This window comes from Pseudoalteromonas sp. BZA4, assembly GCF_040104395.1.
Taxonomy (GTDB): Bacteria; Pseudomonadota; Gammaproteobacteria; order Enterobacterales; family Alteromonadaceae; genus Pseudoalteromonas.
This window is the reverse complement of sequence record NZ_JBECOT010000033.1, coordinates 1-21,037: the sequence shown is the minus strand read 5'-3', so window position 1 is coordinate 21,037 and position 21,037 is coordinate 1. Positions and strand designations below refer to the sequence as shown.

The window sequence follows — 21,037 nt, the reverse complement described above, 5'->3', positions numbered from 1 at the left end:
ACGAACTATAATACGGGAAATCAGGGGCAAAGATCAAGTGCAAAAAGTAGTCATAACTTTTATACTTACCATAAACATAGAAAATATACATTTATTAACAGTATCTTAGGCGCGCAATTTTATTGTGTAATAATTTTTAATGAGCCTAGCAGGGTTTAATTTCATAAACACACCCAAAAAGTATTAATAACGACTAAAATCGTATTTGAAGCAACGAGTTTGCTTGTATCCATGACGGTGAGTAGGCTTTAATAGGCAAGCATTATTTTAATAATGTCAGCAACTAATGACGCGATTATCTAAGGCGTTGGCATTTTAAATTGTAGTAACTAAAGGATAATTCATTCTATGTCAGCAATTTTTATAGCAGGGATCGCCTTGTGCTCAGTATTAGCACAATGGGTAGCTTGGGCGTTTCGTGTACCGGCTATTTTATTTTTACTACTAACAGGTTTAATTCTCGGGCCTTTTAGTGGCGTACTAGAACCAGATGCATTGTTGGGAGATTTATTATTCCCAGTGGTTTCTTTAAGTGTGGCAGTGATTTTATTCGAAGGTTCACTCACTCTGCACTTTCGAGAACTTAAAGGGATTGGCAAGGTAGTTCGTAACCTTTGCTCAATCGGAATGATCACAACATGTTTGGTGATAAGTTTAAGTGCCTATTGGATTCTAGAACTTAATTGGCGTGTAGCCGCTGTACTTGGTGCGGTACTTGTTGTAACAGGCCCTACGGTTATTGCACCGTTATTAAACTCTATGAGACCAAACCAAGACATAGACCGCATTTTACGCTGGGAAGGCATCGTAATAGACCCTATTGGTGCCTTATTTGCTGTATTGGTTTTTGAAGCTGTCATGCTGGTAGGCCAAGGCGAGGTACTAAGTCATACCATTATCGCGTTATTTAAAACTCTCGGTGTAGGTTTAACCATTGGTGTGGTTGCAGGCTGGCTTACAACGCTGCTTATTCGTAGAGAGTGGCTGCCGTTTGAGTTACACAAGTTTGGTATTCTTGCCTTAGTACTCATCAGTTTTACGGTTTCAAACCACCTAAGCCATGAATCTGGCCTACTCGCCGTTACCGTGTTTGGTATTTGGCTTGCCAACCAAGACGAACTTGAAATTGACTCTGTACTTGAGTTTAAAGAAGACCTTTCGATGATCTTGATTTCATCGTTATTCATCTTACTTGCAGCCCGCCTACAGCTATCAGATTTAATGATGTTACATAGCGATGTGTTTATTTTCTTAGCCATCGTGCTTTTTGTGGCTCGCCCAGCGTGTATTGCAATATCGACTTTTAAAACCGACTTACCTATCAAGTCTCGTTTAGTGCTGGCTTGGATTGCTCCGCGAGGTATTGTTGCAGCTGCGGTAGGCTCTGTATTCGCGTTAAGTATGGTGGAAGCTGGCATTGCCGATGCTGAAAAAATGGTACCACTCATATTCACGGTGATCATTGTCACTGTAGTACTACAAAGCTTAACGGCAACACCATTGGCAAAGCTGTTAAAAGTGCGCCAACCTGCACCAAATACAATTTTGATTATTGGTGCCAACCATGTAGCAAGAGCCATCGCACGCGGTTTAAAAGATCAAAACATTCCGGTGCACTTGTCTGATCCTGCATGGGAGAACTGCAAAATGGCACGCATGGATGGCTTACCTTGTTACTATGGTAATCCGCAGTCAGAGCATGCTGAGCGTTATTTACCGTTAACGACGATTCGTAGCGTACTCGCGCTTTCGCCTAACCGTCACCACAACGCATTAGGCGTGCAGTATTTCTCGCATTTACTTGACGAAAAAGATGTATTTTCACTGCGTTCTTCAACCAACCACGCTAAAGCAAATAAAGACAGTGCGACCTTCTTATCGCGACAAATTCTGTTTGGCGACAATGGCGCTTATGCGCGCTTAAGTAGCTTAATTGCCAAAGGCGGCAAAGTCAGTGCAACACGTATTTCAGAAGAGTTTAGTTGGGAGCAATACAAAGACGTTAATAGCGAAGCTATCCCGCTGTTTATTTTAAATGGTGAGAAAAGTGATGATGACGATTCACCTATTAAAATTCGCCCGTTCACTACAAATATGGAAAAAACACCTCAAGTAGGTGAACGTATTGTGGCACTACAGCCACCTAAATTATCGGTACTAAAAGACCCGAACAACGGCAAACCAAAAGAAACTAAAGAAGAGAAATAAAAAAAGGCCAGCATTAGCTGGCCTTTTTATTTGCATGTATTTTTATTTGCCTACATAGGTAAACGGGCGCGTGCAACGACGCTGTCTGGCATTTTTTCGGCAAGCTTAGCGAGTAAATTTTCGACTTTCTTGTGAGTTGCTTTATCGGCAACCATTGAATGAAATAACCAACGGTAGGCATCTTCATAATCGCGCGGGCTGCCATAACCTTGATTAAATAGGTTAACCAGTCGCATTTGTGCCTTTAAGTTGCCTTGGGCTGATGCTTCTCGTAAATAAGTCACCGCAATCGCTTTATCTTGCTGCACTAACTGGCCTACATCGTAGTAGCGACCAAGTTGCTCTAATGCCGCGCCTAGCCCTTGTTGAGCAGCCTGACGCATGTAATAAACCCCTAACTCTACATTGCGGTCTACACACACTGCATAAGCTAGCATATCGCCATACAGGAACTGATATGATGGTAGTGCCATTTTATTGGCTCGTGCCTCGATATCTTGCACTAACTGGCAATCATCTGCCTTTACACGTGCTAGGTGTGCATTTTTATTGATCAAGCCAATTAACTCGCTCTCTGTGTACAGAGGCACTGCTGTTATAGGCTCTTCAGCCATGCTTAGGCTTGAGAAGAGTAATGTTAAAGGCAATAAAACACGCATCAAAATCACTTAAATAAAGTCAGTCTTAGCAAATAATATACAATTATCATTCCAGAGTGAATTTTGGGCACAAAAAAAGCTGCCGAGGCAGCTTTTTCAGTCACTATGACGATTATGCAAACGGGCTGCGTAATACCATAGTTTCTACACGATCTGGGCCAGTAGAGATGATATCAACTGGAACGCCAGTGATTTCTTCAATACGTTTGATGTAATCAAGTGCCGCTTGCGGTAATTGATCAACTGACGTAGCACCTACTGTGTTTTCTGACCAGCCTGGCATCTCTTCGTATACTGGTGTTACTTTCTCGTAACCTTCAGCTGCTAATGGTGTAACGTTCGTTACTGTGCCATCTTCTAACTGGTAACCAGTACAGATTTTTAGTGTTTCTAAACCGTCTAAAACGTCTAGTTTAGTTAAACAGAAACCTGAGATACTGTTGATTTGCACTGCGCGGCGCATTGCCACTGCATCTAACCAACCTGTACGGCGTAAACGACCTGTCGTTGCACCGAACTCATGACCTTTGTCACCTAAGTGCTTACCAACTGGATCTTGCTTATCAAGACCGTCGTAAAGCTCTGTAGGGAATGGACCAGAACCTACACGTGTAGTGTAAGCTTTAATAATACCTAGCACGTAATCAAGGTGTAATGGACCAAAACCAGCACCTGTTGCTACACCACCAGCTGTTGTGTTTGATGATGTTACGTACGGGTAAGTACCGTGATCGATATCAAGTAATGTACCTTGCGCACCTTCAAATAAGATGTTGTCGCCCGCTAAACGCGTTTGATCAAGAAGCTCAGTAACATCAACAACCATTGCTTTTAAGATATCTGCGATAGCCATTGCATCGTCAAATGTCTTTTGGAAGTCAACTGGTTCAGCTTTGTAGTAATGCTCTAATGTGAAGTTATGGTATTCCAATACTTCTTTAAGCTTGCTAGCAAACTGTTCAGGGTTGAATAAGTCACCTACACGTAAACCACGACGTGCTACTTTATCTTCATAAGCTGGACCGATACCACGACCTGTAGTACCAATTGGCTTATCGCCACGTGCTTTTTCACGGGCTAAATCTAATGCAATGTGGAAAGGTAAAATTAATGGACATGCTTCGCTGATTAATAAGCGCTCACGTACTGGTACGCCACGCTCTTCTAGCATGCCGATTTCTTTCATTAATGCTTCTGGTGATAAAACAACACCGTTACCGATCACACACTTAACATTGTCACGTAATACACCCGATGGAATAAGGTGTAAAACCGTCTTTTCACCGTTGATTACCAGAGTATGGCCTGCGTTATGACCACCTTGATAACGAACTACTAAAGATGCTTTGTCTGTAAGGAGGTCAACTACCTTACCCTTACCTTCGTCACCCCATTGGGTGCCTAGTACAACAACGTTTTTACCCATTGCAAATTCACTTAGAAAAAATTAGGACGAGATTTTATCAGAAAACGAGGTGAAAGATCACCCCGTTTAGCTTATTTTTTCTGCGCATGAATTTTTACCTTCTTAATTACTTAAACAACTACATGCAGAACAGGGGTTTATAAAATAGTTCAGGATAAAAATTAATCACGCGCAAAAACAAAAAAAGCCCTACAAACTGCAGGGCTTTTTATCACACAAATATTAATTACTGTGCTTTTGTACCTTTCATATAATTAAAGAAGTCGCTATCAGGTGAAATCACCATCACGTCTTGCTTATTTTTAAAGGTATTTTTGTACGCTTCTAGGCTGCGCATAAAACCAAAGAATTCTGCATCTTTGTTATAAGCGTTAGCATAGATAGCTGCGGCATCGGCATCACCTTGACCACGAACAGTACGCGCATTACGCTCAGCGTCTGCAAGCATTACTGTTACACGGCGGTCGACTTCTGCACGAATTGTTTCAGCTTTCTCTTGACCTTCAGAACGGTGCTCTTTTGCAACCGCAGTTCGCTCAGCACGCATACGTTGGAAGATTGAACTACTCACTTCTTGTGGTAAGTTAATTTGCTTAACGCGTACATCAAGTACTTCAATACCTAGCTCTTGTGCACTTTCAGACGCTTGAACTAATGCTTCTTCCATCAGCTCACTACGCTCACCAGAAACGATCTCTCTGATAGTACGAGAACCGAAATTAGTACGCAGACCGTTATTCACCTTTTGCTTAAGTAGCGTTTCAGCGTATTGCTTATCACCGCGGGCACGCAGGTAGAATGCACTAAAGTCATTAATTCGCCACTTAACGTAAGAATCAACGATTAAGTCTTTTTTCTCACTTGTTACGAAACGGTCAGGTGCACCATCTAGCGTTTGAATACGTGCATCTAAACGACGTACTTGGCTAAAAAAAGGCACTTTTAGGTGTAAACCTGGGCCGTATACTACAGCCTTGTCGTCACTGTCTTTTTCAACTTTGCTGAATAACAGTACGATTGCCTTCTCGCCTTCTTGCACAACAAAAATCGCTGAGAAAGACAGCACAACTGCAAGGGCAAGTATTACTAAACTAAAATTTTTCATCTTGCTTATCTCCCCTCATTAAAACGGTCAGTTGCGAAACGGTCATTGCTTGAATTTACCGTGCTGTTACGCGACGTGTTTATTTTATTGCGAAGGTCTTTGATATCACTTGAGCTTGGTAATGCAACACGTGTTGCTGTACCTTGCTTTTCCATGATTTTATCAAGCGGTAAATACATCATGTTATTACCACCTTCAACATCAACTAACACTTTAGAGCTGTTACCTAACACTTCTTCCATCGCATCGATGTAAAGACGCTTACGAGTTACCTCTTTAGCAGCTTGGTACTCAGGTAATAGCTTTTCAAAACGCGCTACCTCACCCTGTGCTTCTAATGTAATACGTTCACGGTACGCTTCTGCTTCTTGCGTCATACGAGTAACTTGACCACGAGCACGAGGTTCAATTTCACGAGCATAGGCTTCTGCTTCACGGATGAAACGCTCTTCATCTTCTTGTGCAGCAATAGCGTCATCAAACGCGTCTTTTACTTCACCCGGCGGACGTGAATCTTTAAAGTTCACATCACTTACAATAATACCTAGATTGTATGGCTCGATGATTTTGTTAAGCTCATCCCACGTTTGTTGACGCACTAACTCACGACCTGTTGTTAGTACTTGGTCCATTTTTACGTGGCCAATTACATAACGTAATGCACTATCAAGTGCTTGTTGTAAGCTGTGGTCAGCATCAGTAACGCTGAACTTGTAAAGATGTGGGTCGATAACACGGTACTGTACTTCAAACTCTACATTTACCACGTTTTCGTCTTCGGTAAGCATAAAACCTTTAGCAGATAACGAGCGTACCGCTTCGATATCAACAGGGATCACGCGTTCAATGAAGGTCATTTTCCAACGTAAGCCAGGTTCTGCAATGCGATCGTATTGCCCAAATTGTAAAACAATACCGCGCTCAGCTTCTTTTACCGTGTAAATACCACTTAATGCCCATACAATGATGGCAATAATAAGGATGAAAGAAATGCCTGCGCCACCAAGTCCACCGCCGTTTTTACCTGGCTTATTACCACCAAATAAACCGCCAAACTTGTTGCCGAACTTACGCATTACCTCGTCTAAATCAGGTGGGCCTTGATCTTTTCCGCCTTTATTATTCCACGGATCTTTATCATTGCCATTATTACCCGGTTCATTCCAGGCCATAGCTATACTCCATTGTTATCTAAATGAATTAGGTTAAATCTATCAAATCTACAGCATTTCTCATACTAAAAAAGACAAATGCTGGTGATTTTTAATCAGTCACTACGAAAGAGTCGAGGTCTTGTCCCATCTCTTTTTTCAAGCGATTCCATTCTGCCATTGGCAAGCGTACCGATAATAACCAGTTTCCTTGCTCATCAAAACACTCTTGATGAACTGCATTTAAGTTGAATAATGCTGCGCGAATACGACCATGTTGTGGTGGTAATTTTAGCTCATCAGCAAACATCTTTTTGGCAAGTAACTCATTAATTGCCTCACTTAACAGTTCACAACCAACGCCAGTGCGGGCCGACAACCAGACTCGTACTGGCTGACCTTCGTCGTTTCTATCTATACGTGGCGCAACGTCATCTAGCGCATCAATTTTGTTATAAACCAATAATTGCGGCACTTCATCTGCTTCGATTTCTTTTAAAACAGACTGTACTTGCTCAATATTTTCTTTTCGACGAGGGTCTGCCACATCGATAACATGTAGCTGTAAATCAGCTTCACGGGTTTCTGTTAAGGTTGCTTTAAATGCTGCAACAAGGTCGTGTGGTAAGTGACGAATAAAACCTACCGTATCAGCTAAAATTATTGGACCTATATCGCCGATATCCAACTTACGTAAGGTTGGATCTAGGGTTGCGAATAACTGATCAGCAGCATACACATCTGAGTCTGTAATACGGTTAAATAACGTTGATTTACCCGCATTGGTATAACCTACCAGTGACACAGTTGGAATTTCATTGCGCGTACGCGCACGTCGTCCCTGCTCACGTTGAACAGCAACTTTATCTAAACGGGCACGAATGTTTTTAATTCTTGCGCGCAGTAATCGTCTATCGGTTTCGAGCTGGGTTTCACCTGGGCCACGTAAACCTATCCCGCCTTTTTGTCTTTCAAGGTGAGTCCAACCACGGATCAAGCGAGTAGAAATGTGGCGTAACTGAGCTAACTCAACCTGAAGTTTACCTTCGTGAGTACGCGCTCGCTGCGCAAAAATATCTAAGATCAAACTCGTACGATCAAGAACGCGGCACTGGCAAACGCTTTCTAAATTGCGTTCCTGTGACGGGCTAAGTTGATGGTTGAAAATGATGACATCTGCATTGTGGATTTTGACAGTTTCAGCGATTTCTTCTGCTTTTCCGGTCCCGACGAAAAGTTTCGGATGTGGTGCTTGACGACTGCCTTGCACAATCGCCAAACTACTAACACCAGCAGAAGATACCAACAACTCTAATTCGTGAAGATCTTCGCGATCCCCCTCTTTAGGTAAGTCGATATGAACTAAAACTGCCTGTTCGCCGGCTTCATAACGGTCAAACAAGCATTACGCTCCTAAGTTTAAAAATTTCCAGATTCTTGCTCTTCTGAATCATCACTTCCTTGAACGCCTTGGAAGTTAACAGAACGCGCTGGAACAACAGTTGAAATAGCGTGTTTATACACCATTTGATTTACGGTGTTTTCAAGTAAAATAACAAATTGGTCAAATGACTGGATTTTACCCTGCAATTTAATGCCATTAACCAAAAAGATTGATACTGGAATGCGCTCACGACGTAACGCATTTAAAAATGGGTCTTGTAACGACTGGCCTTTTGCCATGTTATTTTCCTTCGTTCTAGGTGTTATTATAATTAAGTAGCTGAACTAATTTAACAAAGCTAAAAAACTTCCAGCTACTACTAGCTTAGCGAACTTACTACACGTTGCAAGTTTTCTTCATCACCCGTGGTCAACCAAGTTACTTCAGGCCAACCTCTTAACCAAGTGAGTTGTCGCTTGGCTAACTGCCGTGTGGCTGCAATACCACGAAAGACCATTTCATCATAGTCAATTTCGCCAGCAATGTAATCCCACATTTGTCTATAACCCACACAACGAATCGAAGGCAGGTCTGGGTGTAAATCCTTACGTTTATATAGGGATGAAACTTCATTTTCAAACCCCTGGTCGAGCATTATTTTAAACCTTTTCTCAATTCGCTGATGTAATTCACTGCGATCATCAGGTGCAATGGCAAATTGATGGAAAGTATAAGGAAGCTCAGGCTGCTTTTGTTTTTGCAGCTCAGTCATTGTTTTACCTGTAATACGATACACTTCTAATGCACGATTAATTCTTTGCGAATCATTTTCGCTCATTTTGTTCGCTGCATCAGGATCGATTTTCACAAGCTCTTTATGCAAATGTGGCCAGCCAAACTGCTTTGCTTCCTTTTCAAGTTCAGCACGTACTTCAGGTGATGCCTCTGGTAGCGGTGATAAGCCATCAATAAGTGACTTAAAATACATCATTGTACCGCCAACCAATACAGGTACTTTACCTTGCTGATGAAATAGATCAATCTTTTCAATTGCATCACGGCGAAAATCTGCCACTGAATAACTATCTGCTGGGTCGATAATATCGATCAAGTGATGCGGCGCACGAGCAAGCTCTTCGGCATTTGGCTTTGCTGTGCCGATGTCCATATCTTTATAGACTAATGCTGAATCAACACTGATTATTTCTGTGTTTAAATGCTCACACAGCGAAATTGCTAAATCTGTTTTCCCTGCAGCGGTTGGTCCCATTAAAAAAATGACGGGTAAGTTATTCAAGCCTAAATACCTTGCTTAGTTTAAAAACTGAGATAGTTCTATTTTAACTGCTTTTTGACGTAAACGTTGCATAGTTTGTGGATTATTTTCTAACCGAGCCACTTGCTCCAAAAAGGCTTGGCTTGCGTAATAGCGTGCTGGGATTTGCTGAGCTAACCAAGCTAACCATTCATCGAGTGAACTTGGTGAGGCTTTACAGCCTGCAATAAGTCGCTCAATAGCATCACTTACATCAAGTAAATAGACACAAGGCGGAAGCTTTTTCACCATCACAAACTGTTTTTCAATGACTAAATCAAAACCAAGTAAGGTAAACCACGACTGCTGAGCATTTAACGCGCTAATATCATCAGCACTTGCATTTACTCGCACAGGTAACAACAAGGCTTTGCCATCAAGGCTACCTGCTTGCTCTACGTGCGCTTGCCAGTCGAGTGCTAATGCATGCTTAAAGTGCGCAGCAAAGAGTTGGTTGTCTTCACTAAATACGCACTCGCCCTCTCGTACATGAATAAGCTTGGCAAGTTTTGCTTGCTCTACAACCGGTGCTGTAACACTTGGTTCAGGGCGTACTTGGTCAAAATGCGCAGCATGTTGCTCGCTGATCCCTTGATAAAATGCATTGACATCTTGGTGCGATGTTTTACTGCGACCTTGGCTGTCACTACTAAAACCACCGCCAGAGCGCCCTGCTCCAGTTGCCCCAGAATAACTCGCTGAACGTGTCGGCTGTAATTCAGATTTAGGGTAATCATACTGCTCTGTTGGCGCTGATTGAGTAAAACTTGGCTGTGTGCTGCTTGAGTGCGCCTCATCAAACGGAGCATGCTGAAAAGCAGTGTCATTATGCTCTGTAAAACCAGCTTCGTGCTGAAGCGGCACCACCACTTGTTTTATTGCCTGCAGGATAAAGTCATGCACTAAACGGCCTTGATGAAAACGCACTTCATGTTTTGCTGGGTGCACGTTTACATCGACCTGACGTGGGTCAATATCAATATAAATGACAAAACCGGGCAGCTCTTCTGAACCTGCGACTTCTTCAAAGGCTTGACGGATTGCATGCAAAATGAGTTTATCGCGCATCATGCGATTATTCACATAGGTATATTGCGTGCTATTTGTTGAGCCCACGGGTAATACCCAACCGCGCAGCATCAAACCAGCTTCACCTGATTGAATATGCAGCCCCTGCTCACTAAATGCTTTGCCAGCAACTTGAGCGACACGCGCTATTGCTTGCTCAGGGTTTGGTTTAGCACGATATTGGCGCACTACTTTACCGTTATGGGTCAGGGTGATAGAAACATCAAAACGACTCAGCGCAATGCGTTTTATGAGCTCATCAATATGTGAAAACTCGGTTTTCTCGGTGCGAAGAAATTTACGTCGCGCAGGGGTATTAAAAAATAAGTCTTTCACCTCAATGGTGGTGCCATCAGGGTGTGCGGTTGGCTTAATCTGCACCGCCATATCACGACCTTCAGCAAACGCTTGCCATGCAGCCTCTTGCTGCTTTGGCTTTGAGCTTAAGGTTAAGCGAGAAACAGAACTAATTGATGCCAACGCTTCACCACGAAAGCCAAGTGAACAGATGTTCTCTAGGTCATCGAGTGACTTAAGCTTACTCGTGGCATGGCGCGACAAGGCTAATGTTAGCTCATCTTTATTAATGCCAGAGCCATTATCGCGAATGCGAATAAGCTTATGACCGCCACGCTCAATATCTATTTGAATGCGCGTTGCGCCAGCATCTAAACTGTTTTCTACCAGCTCTTTAACAACGGATGCTGGGCGTTCAACCACTTCACCCGCAGCAATTTGGTTAGCCAATCGCGCGGGTAGTATTTCTATACTCATAGTGTTCCTAACACGAAAATTGACTAGCTTTGAGGAATATCAAGCTCTTGACCAATAAATAAGGTATTTGATTTTAAGTTGTTGGCCGTTTTTAGCTTACTCACAGAGGTGTTATATCTGCTTGCTAAAATACTTAACGACTCACCAGGGCGAACTTTGTGTTTAGTCGGAAACTGCGACTTTAACTTAGCGAAAAGCGAGTCATCTGGCGGGTTTTGCATATAGTAATTTTTAATCGAGGTGAAAATTGCTTTAGCTAAGCGCTCCTGATGCTGCGCCGTTTTTAGCATTCGCTCTTCGCGTGGATTCGAGATAAACCCAGTTTCGACCAAAATAGAGGGAATATCAGGTGACTTTAATACTGCAAGGCTCGCCGCTTGTGGGCGTTTCTTATGCATTTTAGCCACTTTTCGTAATTCGCTAACCACTTCTTCTGCGACACTAAAGCCTGTTTTCATCGAGTGATCCATCGACATATCTAGCAGTGCTTGCGCTAAATATTTTTCGCTTGCGGTATCTTTTAATACCCCAGCTGCACCACCTAAAAGCTCTGAGTGTTTCTCTTTATCCTCAATCCATTTACCAATTTCTGAATTTGCACGGCGTAGTGATAGCACCCACACTGAGGCACCGTTTGGTTGTGGGCTTGTAAAGGCATCCGCATGAATCGACACAAAGAAGTCAGCTTTTTTCTTACGGGCAATGCTAGTTCGAGTGTTTAAATTTACAAAGTAGTCACTGCGGCGCACCATACGCGAAATCATGCCTTTTTCAGCATCTATCATTCGCTCTAAGCGCTTGGCTATTTGTAACGTAATATCTTTTTCATAAGTGCCTGAGGGACCAATTGAACCAGGGTCTTCACCACCATGACCTGCGTCAATGGCAATAACAATATCGCGCTCTTGATGAAGCTCACGCTTTTTCACACTGGTGTTAGTCGAAACAACAGGCTCTGCCTTCGGTGTTTTATCAACAAGGTCAACCACTAAACGATGCTTGTATGGGTCGGTAGGTAGTAAAGCAAACACAACGGGTTTACTAGCACGGGCTAGCTCAAAAACAAAGCGCACACTTTTGCTATCTTTAGGTTTCGAGTAACGTAGTTTAGAAACAATCTGATGCTTTTTAGGAATAGCAGGCAAGCTATCTAGTTTGTCGGTATTTTTTAAATCAATGACTAAACGAGCTGGATTTTTCAGCATGAAATAGCTGAAATCAGGTTTATCGTTTAAATCAAAGACCACACGAGTGCTGTCAGGTGAAGGCCACACACGTACGCTATTAATAGTATTTTGTGCAAGCGCAATTTGGCTCACAACCAATAACATCAAAGTAGTTAATAGTTTAAACGTACAACGACCCATTTTTACTAATACACCTTTATTTTTTTATGTTTATTCTTGCGCACTCTTAAGTTGCTGAACAATTGCCTGACCACGCTCGGTTAAGCTGTTAATTGCAATAGCACGTGCCTCGCCTTCATAGCGTAGGGTGATATCAAGATCCGGTGTTGGAATAAATTCGCCGCCTTTTTCAGGCCATTCCACAACACAAATAGCCTGTGGTGAAAAATAGTCACGAATTCCCATATATTCAAGTTCTTCAGGGTCACCTAAGCGATATAAATCAAAGTGATAGACATCAGCTTTAGCTAATTGGTAAGGCTCAACCAGTGTATAAGTCGGACTCTTAACCTTACCTTGATGACCGAAACCTTGCACGATACCACGGGTTAATGTCGTTTTACCGGCACCTAAATCACCATGTAAATAGATGACTGCCCCTTGCTCCATCAAGGTTGCAAGTTGCTTACCCATATTAACCGTTGCTGCTTCATCAGCGAGTGGAAAACCAACACTGTCGGTCATTATTACCTCATGAAAAACTAAAAACACATTACTTTGTTAATCATACCAGAATAATTTTGTAAGGCGAGAGCCGCTCTTATGCCTAGTTTGACAAAAAAAAGCCGGCAAAGTTGCCGGCTTTTTAGCTTAAACAGAATTTTGTTTACAGACCTAGTTTCTTCTCAAGGTAGTGGATGTTTGTACCACCGTTTTGGAAGTTTTCATCTGCCAAGATTTTCTTGTGCAGTGGTGTGTTGGTCTTGATGCCATCGATCACTAATTCGTTTAACGCATTGCGTGAACGAGCAATAGCTACATCACGGTTTTCACCGTAACAGATCAGCTTACCAATCATTGAATCGTAATGAGGTGGTACTGTGTAATCTGCGTAGATGTGGCTGTCCCAACGAATACCTAAACCGCCAGCAGGGTGGAATCGCGTGATTTTACCTGGTGATGGAATAAAGGTGTCTGGGTCTTCCGCATTAATACGGCACTCAATTGCATGACCACGAATAACCACATCTTCTTGTGTGAATGATAATGGTTGGCCAGCAGCAATTTTTAGCTGCTCTTTGATTAAGTCAACGCCAGTGACCATTTCTGTTACTGGGTGCTCAACCTGAATACGAGTATTCATTTCGATGAAATAGAACTCGCCGTTTTCGTATAAGAATTCGAACGTACCTGCACCGCGATAACCAATTTCGATACATGCACGAGTACAACGGTCACCGATGAACTTACGCATTTCAGCTGTGATACCTGGCGCTGGCGCTTCTTCAACAACTTTTTGGTGACGACGTTGCATTGAACAATCACGCTCACCTAAGTGAACTGCATTGCCTTGACCGTCTGCAAGTACTTGAACTTCGATGTGACGTGGGTTTTCAAGGAATTTTTCCATGTAAACCATACCATTACCGAAGAACTGCTTTGCTTCTTGCTGGGTAAGGGCGATTGAATCAATCAGTTCTTTTTCGCTGCGAACAACACGCATACCACGACCACCGCCGCCGCCTGCTGCTTTAATGATTACAGGGTAACCAATACGCTTAGCGATTTGAATGTTGCGCTCGCTGTCTGCCGTTAATGGGCCATCAGAACCTGGTACACAAGGTACACCGGCTTTACGCATCGCTTCGATTGCAGAAACTTTGTCACCCATTAAACGAATTGTGTCGCCTTTAGGACCGATAAATACAAAGCCGCTTTGCTCAACTTGATCAGCAAAGTCTGCATTTTCAGAAAGGAAACCATAACCTGGGTGGATAGCAACTGCGTCTGTTACTTCTGCCGCTGCAATAATGCGCGGAATATCTAAGTAACTTTCAGTGGCTGCTGGTTTACCAATACAAATTGTTTCGTCTGCCAGTAACACGTGCTTAAGATCACGGTCTGCCGTTGAATGCACAGCAACAGTTTTGATCCCAAGCTCTTTGCAGGCGCGCAGTACGCGAAGTGCAATTTCACCTCGGTTTGCAATGACTACTTTATCTAACATAGAGTTGGCCTTTTGTTGCGCTATTATTCAATGATGAATAAAGGTTGATCGAATTCTACTGGCTCGCCATTTTCAACTAAGATAGCTTTTACTGTGCCTGCTTTATCAGATTCGATTTGGTTCATCATCTTCATTGCTTCAACGATACATAACGTATCGCCAACATTTACTTTAGAACCTACTTCTACGTATGGTGCTGCTTCTGGAGAAGCCGCTGAGTAGAATGAACCAACCATAGGAGATTTAACTTGATGGCCAGTCGGTGCAGCTGGAGCAGCCGCTTCTGCTGCTGGTGCCTCTGCTACTGGAGCTGGAGCTGGTGCCGCTGCTGGCGCAGGTGCTGCAAACTGTTGTGGTGCATACTGCATTGCAGGTGCTGCAGACATATTGTTACGATTGATGCGTACTGACTCTTCACCTTCAGTGATTTCTAATTCAGCAATACCAGATTCTTCTACTAATTCGATAAGTTTTTTGATCTTGCGAATATCCATTGAACGACCCGCCTGTTAGTTATTTAAAAATTAATGTGTGTTTTGCAACCGGCTAACAGCAGCTTCAAGTGCCACCTTATAACCCATTGCTCCTAATCCAATAATGACGCCTTGTGCCACATCCGAAAAATACGAATGATGACGGAATGCTTCTCGAGCATGCACATTAGTTAAATGCACCTCGTAAAAGGGAATGTTTACACTAAGTAATGCATCCCGTAAGGCTACGCTTGTATGCGTAAATGCAGCAGGGTTGATAATAATTGCATCAACCGTTTGCCATGCATCGTGAATGCGTTCTATTAATGCAGCTTCACTGTTACTTTGGAAATGCGTTAAATCAACATTGAGACTGGCAGCAACCTGACTAAGTTCAGCTATAATCTCATCAAGAGATTGAGTACCGTACTTTTCTGGTTCACGCTTGCCAAGCATGTTTAAATTTGGCCCATTTAGAACTAAAAGTTTGAATTTTGCAGCCATAATACGCGATATATCCTATAAGTAAGCAGTTTAACCATATTCATCATAAACCCACGCTTAACCTAAGCGTGCTGATGTAAAATAGCAACTATTTCTCACGTTAACCACCTATTATAGATATTTCGACGTAAATAGCAGCAAAATACTGGTCTAATCACTCCCTGCTCGTGGCAAAGTCAAGCATAGCAAGGCACACAACAGGGTCATTCTAAGCGTTTTCCTGCTGATTAATTGAGCTTCAATCAGTGAATTTGCTATTTTTCACTTAAAATAAGTATTTTTTATGATGCTGATACAAAAACGCCACTCAGATGAGTGGCGTTTTGCTATTTTCTTGCACGTTTGCGTTTATTTAGCGCTATTTCGTACTTTTGCTAAATGTTCTGCAAAGTCTTTGGCATTTAAAAAGCCTGTCACACGTTGCTCTAAAAGCTCATTACCTTGGCTATCAAAGAACAAAATGCTCGGTAAACCAAATACCGTGTATTCTTCCATCAGCTCTATGGTTTTTGCATCGCTTTGTGTTAAATCGATTTGAATTAATTCAAAGTGAGCAAATTGCTCTTGCACTTTAGCGTCAGGAAACGTGTAGTGTTCAAACTCTTTACAGGCAACGCACCAGTCGGCATATAAGTCGACCATCACTAAGCGCCCCTCGCTACTTGCCTGTGCAATTTCTTCTTTTAATTCACTTAGATTAGCAACTTGTCTAAAACCATGTGTTTTTACAGCGGCTTCGGTAACCACCGCTTTACTAGGCCAAAAATAATTCTTCGTTAAACTCGCCCCAGTTACAACCAATAAGGTTGCTGCAAACCACAATGCTGTTTTTAGTTTGCCTTGTGATTGACCACTTTGCCAATGGTGTAAATAAAGCGCTGTAGCAAGAGCTAATAAACCCGCCATTAACCAAATGATTTCAATATCAACAATACGCTCAAGCAGAATAAGCGGCACGACCAGCATAATGAAACCAAAGAGGGTTTTCACTTGCTCCATCCAACCACCGGCTTTTGGTAGTAATTTACCGCCAGAAGTCCCCAGTAATAACAGCGGTAAGCCCATGCCTAAACTGAGTACATAAAGTGTTAAACCACCGACGAGGTAGTCACCACTTTGCGCTACATAGAGTAAAGCAGCAGATAATGGCGCTGTTGTACACGGTGAGGCAATCAAACCAGACAGTACACCCATCATAAATACGCCAACATAATTGCCGCCTTTTTGCTGGTTACTAACCTGAGTAAGTTTATTCATCATACCGCTAGGTAATTTGATTTCGTACCAGCCAAACATCGACATTGCCAGCAATACAAATAAGATACTAAAGCTAATTAGTACAGTAGGATGCTGTAAATACCCTTGTACTTGCCCACCTAATGATGCAACCACTAAACCCAGTGCTGCGTAAGTAACGGCCATACCTTGTACATATACAAACGACAGCGAGAACGCTTTTTTAGTCGATAAATTCTGCTGACCCGCTATAAGGCTCGACAAAATCGGAAACATTGGGAATACGCATGGCGTAAAGGCAAGACCAACACCCACTAAAAAGAAGATTACTAGGTTAGTTAGTAAACCTTGCGATGCCAGCTTATCGGTATATGACTGCTCACCAGCTGGTTTTGAAACTTCTTGAGAAGGGGCTGATGACGCTTCATTAGTATCGGCTGCTTGTGTTAATGCAGCCAATGCATTCCCCGCATCTGCAGCCTGTGATACTTGCTCACCTGCAATCACAGATAAAGGAATGGTTCTAACTTCTGGCGGATAACATAACCCCGCCTCGGCACAGCCTTGAAAACGCACTTTAACAACCGCACCTTCTGTGACGTTACTAAGCTTAGAAACCACACTTAACGAATCAAAGAATACCTCGGTCTTACCAAAAAATTCATCCTCAATAATCACGCCCTTGCCAAGATCAGGAATTTCAATATCTGCGCCTTTGGCAATAATTTCGACTTTCTTTTTATAAAGGTAATAATCAGGCGCAATATCCCAGCCAATAAATAAAGTTTTGCCTTGCTGGTCAAAATCGAAAACAAAAGCCTGATCAACTGGGAGAAATGTTTGCTCCGCAGGTTGTAGTAGATTTCCAAGTAAATTGTTATTACTTGCGCTTGCTGGCATAAGCCACAATGCACAAAGTAATAAAAGGAACGATCGCATTAATTAAGTACCTCATCCATCCAATTAAAATAGGCTAAATTGCCTGTAGCCACATCAACGACCTGAATTTCAGGCACCTCATAACTATGCAATTTCTTGATAGTTTGGATCACCTCATTCATTTTTTCTGACTTAGTTTTGATCAGTAACTTACTCTCAATAGCTTGAGTCACCTCGCCTTCCCACATGTAAATAGATTCAATAGTAGGCAAAATGTTCACACAAGCAGCTAGCTTTTCTTTAACTAGATGTTGTGCCAACTGACGGGCTTCAGCCTCATTTGCACAAGTAGTAAAAATAAGTCGAAAATGCGTAGTCATAAGGAACCTTTATTTGATTACGTGAGTCGCACCATAGTAGCCGATAGTAACTATAATGTGTAGCGAGCAAGGTGATCCTAGGTTCCGTCTTGAAAAATGACCTGCTCACCCCAATTTATATTTCACTGACTCGAAAGAGAATGACATTTTTTAGAGAGCGTTATGTTTAGATTTTTATTTTTGTTATTTATTTTAGTGCCGATTGTGGAGATCGCGTTACTCATCCAAGTGAGTGAAGTGATCGGCGGCTTTGCCACCATAGCGCTTGTAATTGTGACCGCGATTGTCGGTGCGAAATTAGTGAAGCAGCAAGGTATGGGCGCAATTCAAAACGTGCAATTACAAATGGCACAAGGGCAAATGCCTGCAAAAGAATTATTTACTGGATTATGTGTCATTATCGCCGGTGTTTTATTAATGACACCAGGCATCATGACTGACTTTTTTGGCTTTTTACTACTCACGCCAGCAATCCGCAACAAACTGGCTGCAGGCCTTGCTAGTCAGGCAACTGTGCGCATGAGTTCGCAGGCAAATCAAGGCTCTGCACACTTCCAATACCATAGTAAAACAACCACTCATGAAGAGCCAAACCATCAACCGACAACTATCGATGGTGAATTTGAGCGAAAAGATTAAAATTTTTTAATTTTTGTACTTGGATTTTTTTAAGCCACCCCCATTAATGAATGCAATGAAACGCAACGGGTGGCTTAGCACTCCCCTGCAATAACACAAGATTTTTTCTGTACTGTTCAGAAACTGTTAGGAGAACTAAATAAATGAACATTCGTCCTTTACATGATCGCGTCATCGTTAAGCGTCTAGAAGAAGAAACTAAGTCTGCTGGCGGTATTGTATTAACTGGCTCTGCAGCTGAAAAATCAACTCGCGGAGAAGTTATCGCTGTTGGTAATGGCCGTGTTTTAGACAACGGTGAAGTAAGAGCATTAGAAGTTAAAGCCGGTGACACTGTGCTGTTCGGCTCTTATGTTGAAAAAGCTGAAAAGATCGAAGGTCAAGAGTACCTGATCATGCGTGAAGATAACATTCTAGGCATTGTAGGCTAATCCTACTTTTCGTTTAGCAACCCGTTTACAGAATTTAAGAGGAATTTAATCATGGCAGCAAAAGAAGTACTTTTTGCAGGTGACGCACGTGGCAAAATGCTAACTGGCGTAAACATTTTAGCAAACGCAGTAAAAGTAACTTTAGGTCCTAAAGGCCGTAACGTTGTATTAGACAAATCATTCGGCGCTCCAGTGATCACTAAAGATGGTGTATCTGTAGCAAAAGAAATCGAGCTTGAAGACAAGTTCGAAAACATGGGCGCACAAATGGTTAAAGAAGTAGCGTCTAAAGCGAATGACGCTGCTGGTGACGGTACAACAACTGCAACAGTATTAGCGCAAGCTATCGTAAACGAAGGCTTAAAAGCAGTTGCAGCGGGTATGAACCCAATGGACCTTAAGCGCGGTATCGACAAAGCAGTTACTGCAGCAGTTGAAGAGCTTAAAGCACTTTCTGTTCCATGTGCAGACACTAAAGCAATTGCACAAGTAGGTACTATTTCTGCTAACTCTGATAAAGAAATCGGTGACATCATTGCAGAAGCAATGGAAAAAGTAGGCCGTGATTCAGGCGTTATCACTGTTGAAGAAGGTCAGTCGTTAGAAAACGAACTAGACGTAGTTGAAGGTATGCAGTTTGACCGCGGTTACCTTTCTCCATACTTCATCAACAACGCTGAAAAAGGCGCTGTAGAGCTAGACAACCCATTCATTCTACTTGTAGACAAAAAAGTATCTAACATCCGTGAGCTACTACCTACATTAGAAGCTGTTGCAAAAGCTAGCAAGCCACTACTTATCATTGCTGAAGACCTTGAAGGTGAAGCACTTGCAACTCTTGTTGTGAACAACATGCGCGGCATCGTTAAAGTATCTGCGGTTAAAGCACCTGGTTTCGGCGACCGTCGTAAAGCAATGCTACAAGACATCGCAGTGTTAACAGGTGGTACTGTTATTTCTGAAGAAATCGGTTTAGAGCTAGAGAAAGCGACAATCGAAGACTTAGGTACAGCTAAGCGCGTTGTGATCACTAAAGATGATACAACAATCATCGACGGTGCAGGCGAAGAAGACGGCATCAATGGTCGTGTTGCACAAATCAAAGCACAAATCGAAGAAGCGACGTCTGACTACGATAAAGAGAAACTACAAGAGCGTATGGCTAAACTAGCTGGCGGTGTTGCAGTAATCAAAGTTGGCGCAGCAACTGAAATCGAAATGAAAGAGAAAAAAGACCGCGTTGAAGATGCACTACACGCAACTCGCGCAGCGGTTGAAGAAGGTGTTGTACCAGGTGGTGGTGTTGCACTAGTTCGCGTAGCAAGCAAACTTGTTGAACTTGCTGGCGACAACGAAGACCAAAGCCACGGTATCAAAGTTGCACTACGTGCGATGGAAGCACCACTTCGTCAAATCGTAACTAACGCAGGTGACGAAGCATCTGTTGTTGTTAACTCAGTAAAAGGCGGTGAAGGTAACTACGGTTACAACGCAGCATCAGGCGAGTACAACGACATGATCGAAATGGGTATCTTAGACCCAACTAAAGTAACGCGTTCTGCACTACAGTACGCAGCTTCAATCGCGGGTCTTATGATCACAACTGAAGCAATGGTTGCTGAAATCCCGAAAGATGAGCCAGCTGCTCCAGATATGGGCGGTATGGGCGGCATGGGTGGTATGGGCGGCATGATGTAATCATCCCCAAGCACTTCGCTTAAAAAACCCAGCTCCGGCTGGGTTTTCTTTTAGCTATCAGTTTTAAGCTGTCAGCTATCAGTCTGAATGAAAGAGCAAGTTCGCACCATCAGGGTTACGTGCTGACCATGCCTTTCTCAGTGTTTTAATAACTAACTCGGCGTTGTTTATCCGGCTTGTTACCCAGCCAACAACCTTACGAGAGTACAAGTCAAGGATGACGCACAAATACTGCCAACCATCTTTACAGCGTACTTGTGTGATGTCTGATACCCACACGGTATTTGCTGTATCAACATTAAATTGGCGTCGTAGTAAGTTACTCGCTTTGATTGTACCTTCTTTCTTCGCGC

The 21,037-nt window shown here is 42.7% G+C and carries 19 protein-coding genes and 1 pseudogene; 4 read left to right on the top strand and 16 right to left on the bottom strand.

Features of this window, described 5'->3' with window-relative positions:
* Positions 1–348: 348 nt before the first annotated feature.
* Positions 349–2,208, top strand: a complete 1,860-nt coding sequence (locus tag ABMY41_RS13835) for a sodium:proton antiporter (RefSeq protein WP_251603637.1) — start codon at positions 349–351, stop codon at positions 2,206–2,208.
* A gap of 50 nt (positions 2,209–2,258) precedes the next feature.
* Here ABMY41_RS13835 and ABMY41_RS13830 read toward each other — a convergent pair whose 3' ends face one another.
* The 15 genes from ABMY41_RS13830 to cutA form a co-directional block, all read right to left on the bottom strand.
* Positions 2,259–2,867 carry a tetratricopeptide repeat protein gene (locus ABMY41_RS13830; RefSeq protein WP_349275083.1) on the bottom strand — a complete coding sequence of 203 codons (609 nt, stop codon included), beginning with the start codon at positions 2,865–2,867 and terminating at the stop codon, positions 2,259–2,261.
* A gap of 112 nt (positions 2,868–2,979) precedes the next feature.
* Positions 2,980–4,293, bottom strand: a complete 1,314-nt coding sequence (locus ABMY41_RS13825) for an adenylosuccinate synthase (RefSeq protein ID WP_054552439.1) — start codon at positions 4,291–4,293, stop codon at positions 2,980–2,982.
* A 226-nt stretch (positions 4,294–4,519) separates the two neighbouring features.
* Positions 4,520–5,398 (bottom strand): protease modulator HflC, encoded by an 879-nt coding sequence (hflC, locus tag ABMY41_RS13820; protein ID WP_058583966.1) that lies wholly within the window; start codon positions 5,396–5,398, stop codon positions 4,520–4,522.
* A 5-nt stretch (positions 5,399–5,403) separates the two neighbouring features.
* Positions 5,404–6,570, bottom strand: coding sequence for an FtsH protease activity modulator HflK (hflK, locus tag ABMY41_RS13815; protein ID WP_054563492.1), 1,167 nt, complete (start codon positions 6,568–6,570; stop codon positions 5,404–5,406).
* 91 nt (positions 6,571–6,661) lie between these two features.
* A complete protein-coding gene (gene hflX, locus ABMY41_RS13810; protein ID WP_054563491.1) occupies positions 6,662–7,951 on the bottom strand; it encodes a ribosome rescue GTPase HflX in 1,290 nt (429 codons plus the stop codon).
* A gap of 17 nt (positions 7,952–7,968) precedes the next feature.
* Entirely contained in the window at positions 7,969–8,232 is a 264-nt protein-coding gene (hfq, locus tag ABMY41_RS13805) for an RNA chaperone Hfq (protein ID WP_054552435.1), read from the bottom strand.
* 80 nt (positions 8,233–8,312) lie between these two features.
* A complete protein-coding gene (miaA, locus tag ABMY41_RS13800; protein WP_175079159.1) occupies positions 8,313–9,230 on the bottom strand; it encodes a tRNA (adenosine(37)-N6)-dimethylallyltransferase MiaA in 918 nt (305 codons plus the stop codon).
* A 15-nt stretch (positions 9,231–9,245) separates the two neighbouring features.
* A complete protein-coding gene (gene mutL / locus ABMY41_RS13795; RefSeq protein WP_269408450.1) occupies positions 9,246–11,090 on the bottom strand; it encodes a DNA mismatch repair endonuclease MutL in 1,845 nt (614 codons plus the stop codon).
* 23 nt (positions 11,091–11,113) lie between these two features.
* A complete protein-coding gene (locus tag ABMY41_RS13790) occupies positions 11,114–12,421 on the bottom strand; it encodes an N-acetylmuramoyl-L-alanine amidase (RefSeq protein ID WP_349275100.1) in 1,308 nt (435 codons plus the stop codon).
* Positions 12,422–12,487: 66 nt separating this feature from the next.
* Complete coding sequence (gene tsaE, locus ABMY41_RS13785) at positions 12,488–12,961, bottom strand: tRNA (adenosine(37)-N6)-threonylcarbamoyltransferase complex ATPase subunit type 1 TsaE (RefSeq protein WP_055020890.1); 474 nt, start codon at positions 12,959–12,961, stop codon at positions 12,488–12,490.
* A 142-nt stretch (positions 12,962–13,103) separates the two neighbouring features.
* Positions 13,104–14,444: an acetyl-CoA carboxylase biotin carboxylase subunit gene (gene accC / locus ABMY41_RS13780; protein WP_054552430.1), complete on the bottom strand. Its 1,341-nt coding sequence runs from the start codon at positions 14,442–14,444 to the stop codon at positions 13,104–13,106.
* A 23-nt stretch (positions 14,445–14,467) separates the two neighbouring features.
* Positions 14,468–14,938 (bottom strand): acetyl-CoA carboxylase biotin carboxyl carrier protein, encoded by a 471-nt coding sequence (gene accB, locus ABMY41_RS13775; RefSeq protein ID WP_175083047.1) that lies wholly within the window; start codon positions 14,936–14,938, stop codon positions 14,468–14,470.
* A gap of 30 nt (positions 14,939–14,968) precedes the next feature.
* Entirely contained in the window at positions 14,969–15,421 is a 453-nt protein-coding gene (gene aroQ, locus ABMY41_RS13770) for a type II 3-dehydroquinate dehydratase (protein ID WP_175078906.1), read from the bottom strand.
* 348 nt (positions 15,422–15,769) lie between these two features.
* Positions 15,770–17,596: a protein-disulfide reductase DsbD gene (locus ABMY41_RS13765; protein ID WP_287245752.1), complete on the bottom strand. Its 1,827-nt coding sequence runs from the start codon at positions 17,594–17,596 to the stop codon at positions 15,770–15,772.
* The gene (gene cutA, locus ABMY41_RS13760) at positions 17,596–17,916 is read right to left on the bottom strand and encodes a divalent-cation tolerance protein CutA (RefSeq protein WP_054552426.1); all 321 of its coding nucleotides are present in this window, start codon (positions 17,914–17,916) and stop codon (positions 17,596–17,598) included. Before cutA ends, ABMY41_RS13765 begins: the two co-directional genes overlap by 1 nt.
* A 162-nt stretch (positions 17,917–18,078) precedes the next feature.
* On the opposite strand from cutA, the gene ABMY41_RS13755 reads away from it, so the two are divergent.
* The 3 genes from ABMY41_RS13755 to groL all read left to right on the top strand — a co-directional run bounded on the left by ABMY41_RS13755 (position 18,079) and on the right by groL (position 20,684).
* Positions 18,079–18,555 carry an FxsA family protein gene (locus tag ABMY41_RS13755; protein WP_054552425.1) on the top strand — a complete coding sequence of 159 codons (477 nt, stop codon included), beginning with the start codon at positions 18,079–18,081 and terminating at the stop codon, positions 18,553–18,555.
* A gap of 143 nt (positions 18,556–18,698) precedes the next feature.
* Complete coding sequence (locus ABMY41_RS13750; RefSeq protein WP_036973362.1) at positions 18,699–18,986, top strand: co-chaperone GroES; 288 nt, start codon at positions 18,699–18,701, stop codon at positions 18,984–18,986.
* Between the two features lie 51 nt (positions 18,987–19,037).
* The gene (gene groL, locus ABMY41_RS13745) at positions 19,038–20,684 is read left to right on the top strand and encodes a chaperonin GroEL (protein WP_054552424.1); all 1,647 of its coding nucleotides are present in this window, start codon (positions 19,038–19,040) and stop codon (positions 20,682–20,684) included.
* Positions 20,685–20,715: 31 nt separating this feature from the next.
* Here the strand turns inward: groL and ABMY41_RS13740 are convergent.
* Positions 20,716–21,037: pseudogene (locus ABMY41_RS13740) on the bottom strand (DDE-type integrase/transposase/recombinase); the annotation flags it as partial.

Excerpts from the sequence above, each read along its gene's own strand:
- ABMY41_RS13835 (WP_251603637.1), top strand. The coding sequence starts at position 349 with ATGTCAGCAATTTTTATAGCAGGGATCGCCTTGTGCTCAGTATTAGCA.
- ABMY41_RS13830 (WP_349275083.1), bottom strand. The coding sequence starts at position 2,867 with ATGCGTGTTTTATTGCCTTTAACATTACTCTTCTCAAGCCTAAGCATG.
- ABMY41_RS13825 (WP_054552439.1), bottom strand. The coding sequence starts at position 4,293 with ATGGGTAAAAACGTTGTTGTACTAGGCACCCAATGGGGTGACGAAGGT.
- hflC (WP_058583966.1), bottom strand. The coding sequence starts at position 5,398 with ATGAAAAATTTTAGTTTAGTAATACTTGCCCTTGCAGTTGTGCTGTCT.
- hflK (WP_054563492.1), bottom strand. The coding sequence starts at position 6,570 with ATGGCCTGGAATGAACCGGGTAATAATGGCAATGATAAAGATCCGTGG.
- hfq (WP_054552435.1), bottom strand. The coding sequence starts at position 8,232 with ATGGCAAAAGGCCAGTCGTTACAAGACCCATTTTTAAATGCGTTACGT.
- mutL (WP_269408450.1), bottom strand. The coding sequence starts at position 11,090 with ATGAGTATAGAAATACTACCCGCGCGATTGGCTAACCAAATTGCTGCG.
- ABMY41_RS13790 (WP_349275100.1), bottom strand. The coding sequence starts at position 12,421 with ATGTTATTGGTTGTGAGCCAAATTGCGCTTGCACAAAATACTATTAAT.
- tsaE (WP_055020890.1), bottom strand. The coding sequence starts at position 12,961 with ATGACCGACAGTGTTGGTTTTCCACTCGCTGATGAAGCAGCAACGGTT.
- accC (WP_054552430.1), bottom strand. The coding sequence starts at position 14,444 with ATGTTAGATAAAGTAGTCATTGCAAACCGAGGTGAAATTGCACTTCGC.
- accB (WP_175083047.1), bottom strand. The coding sequence starts at position 14,938 with ATGGATATTCGCAAGATCAAAAAACTTATCGAATTAGTAGAAGAATCT.
- aroQ (WP_175078906.1), bottom strand. The coding sequence starts at position 15,421 with ATGGCTGCAAAATTCAAACTTTTAGTTCTAAATGGGCCAAATTTAAAC.
- ABMY41_RS13765 (WP_287245752.1), bottom strand. The coding sequence starts at position 17,596 with ATGCGATCGTTCCTTTTATTACTTTGTGCATTGTGGCTTATGCCAGCA.
- cutA (WP_054552426.1), bottom strand. The coding sequence starts at position 17,916 with ATGACTACGCATTTTCGACTTATTTTTACTACTTGTGCAAATGAGGCT.
- ABMY41_RS13755 (WP_054552425.1), top strand. The coding sequence starts at position 18,079 with ATGTTTAGATTTTTATTTTTGTTATTTATTTTAGTGCCGATTGTGGAG.
- ABMY41_RS13750 (WP_036973362.1), top strand. The coding sequence starts at position 18,699 with ATGAACATTCGTCCTTTACATGATCGCGTCATCGTTAAGCGTCTAGAA.
- groL (WP_054552424.1), top strand. The coding sequence starts at position 19,038 with ATGGCAGCAAAAGAAGTACTTTTTGCAGGTGACGCACGTGGCAAAATG.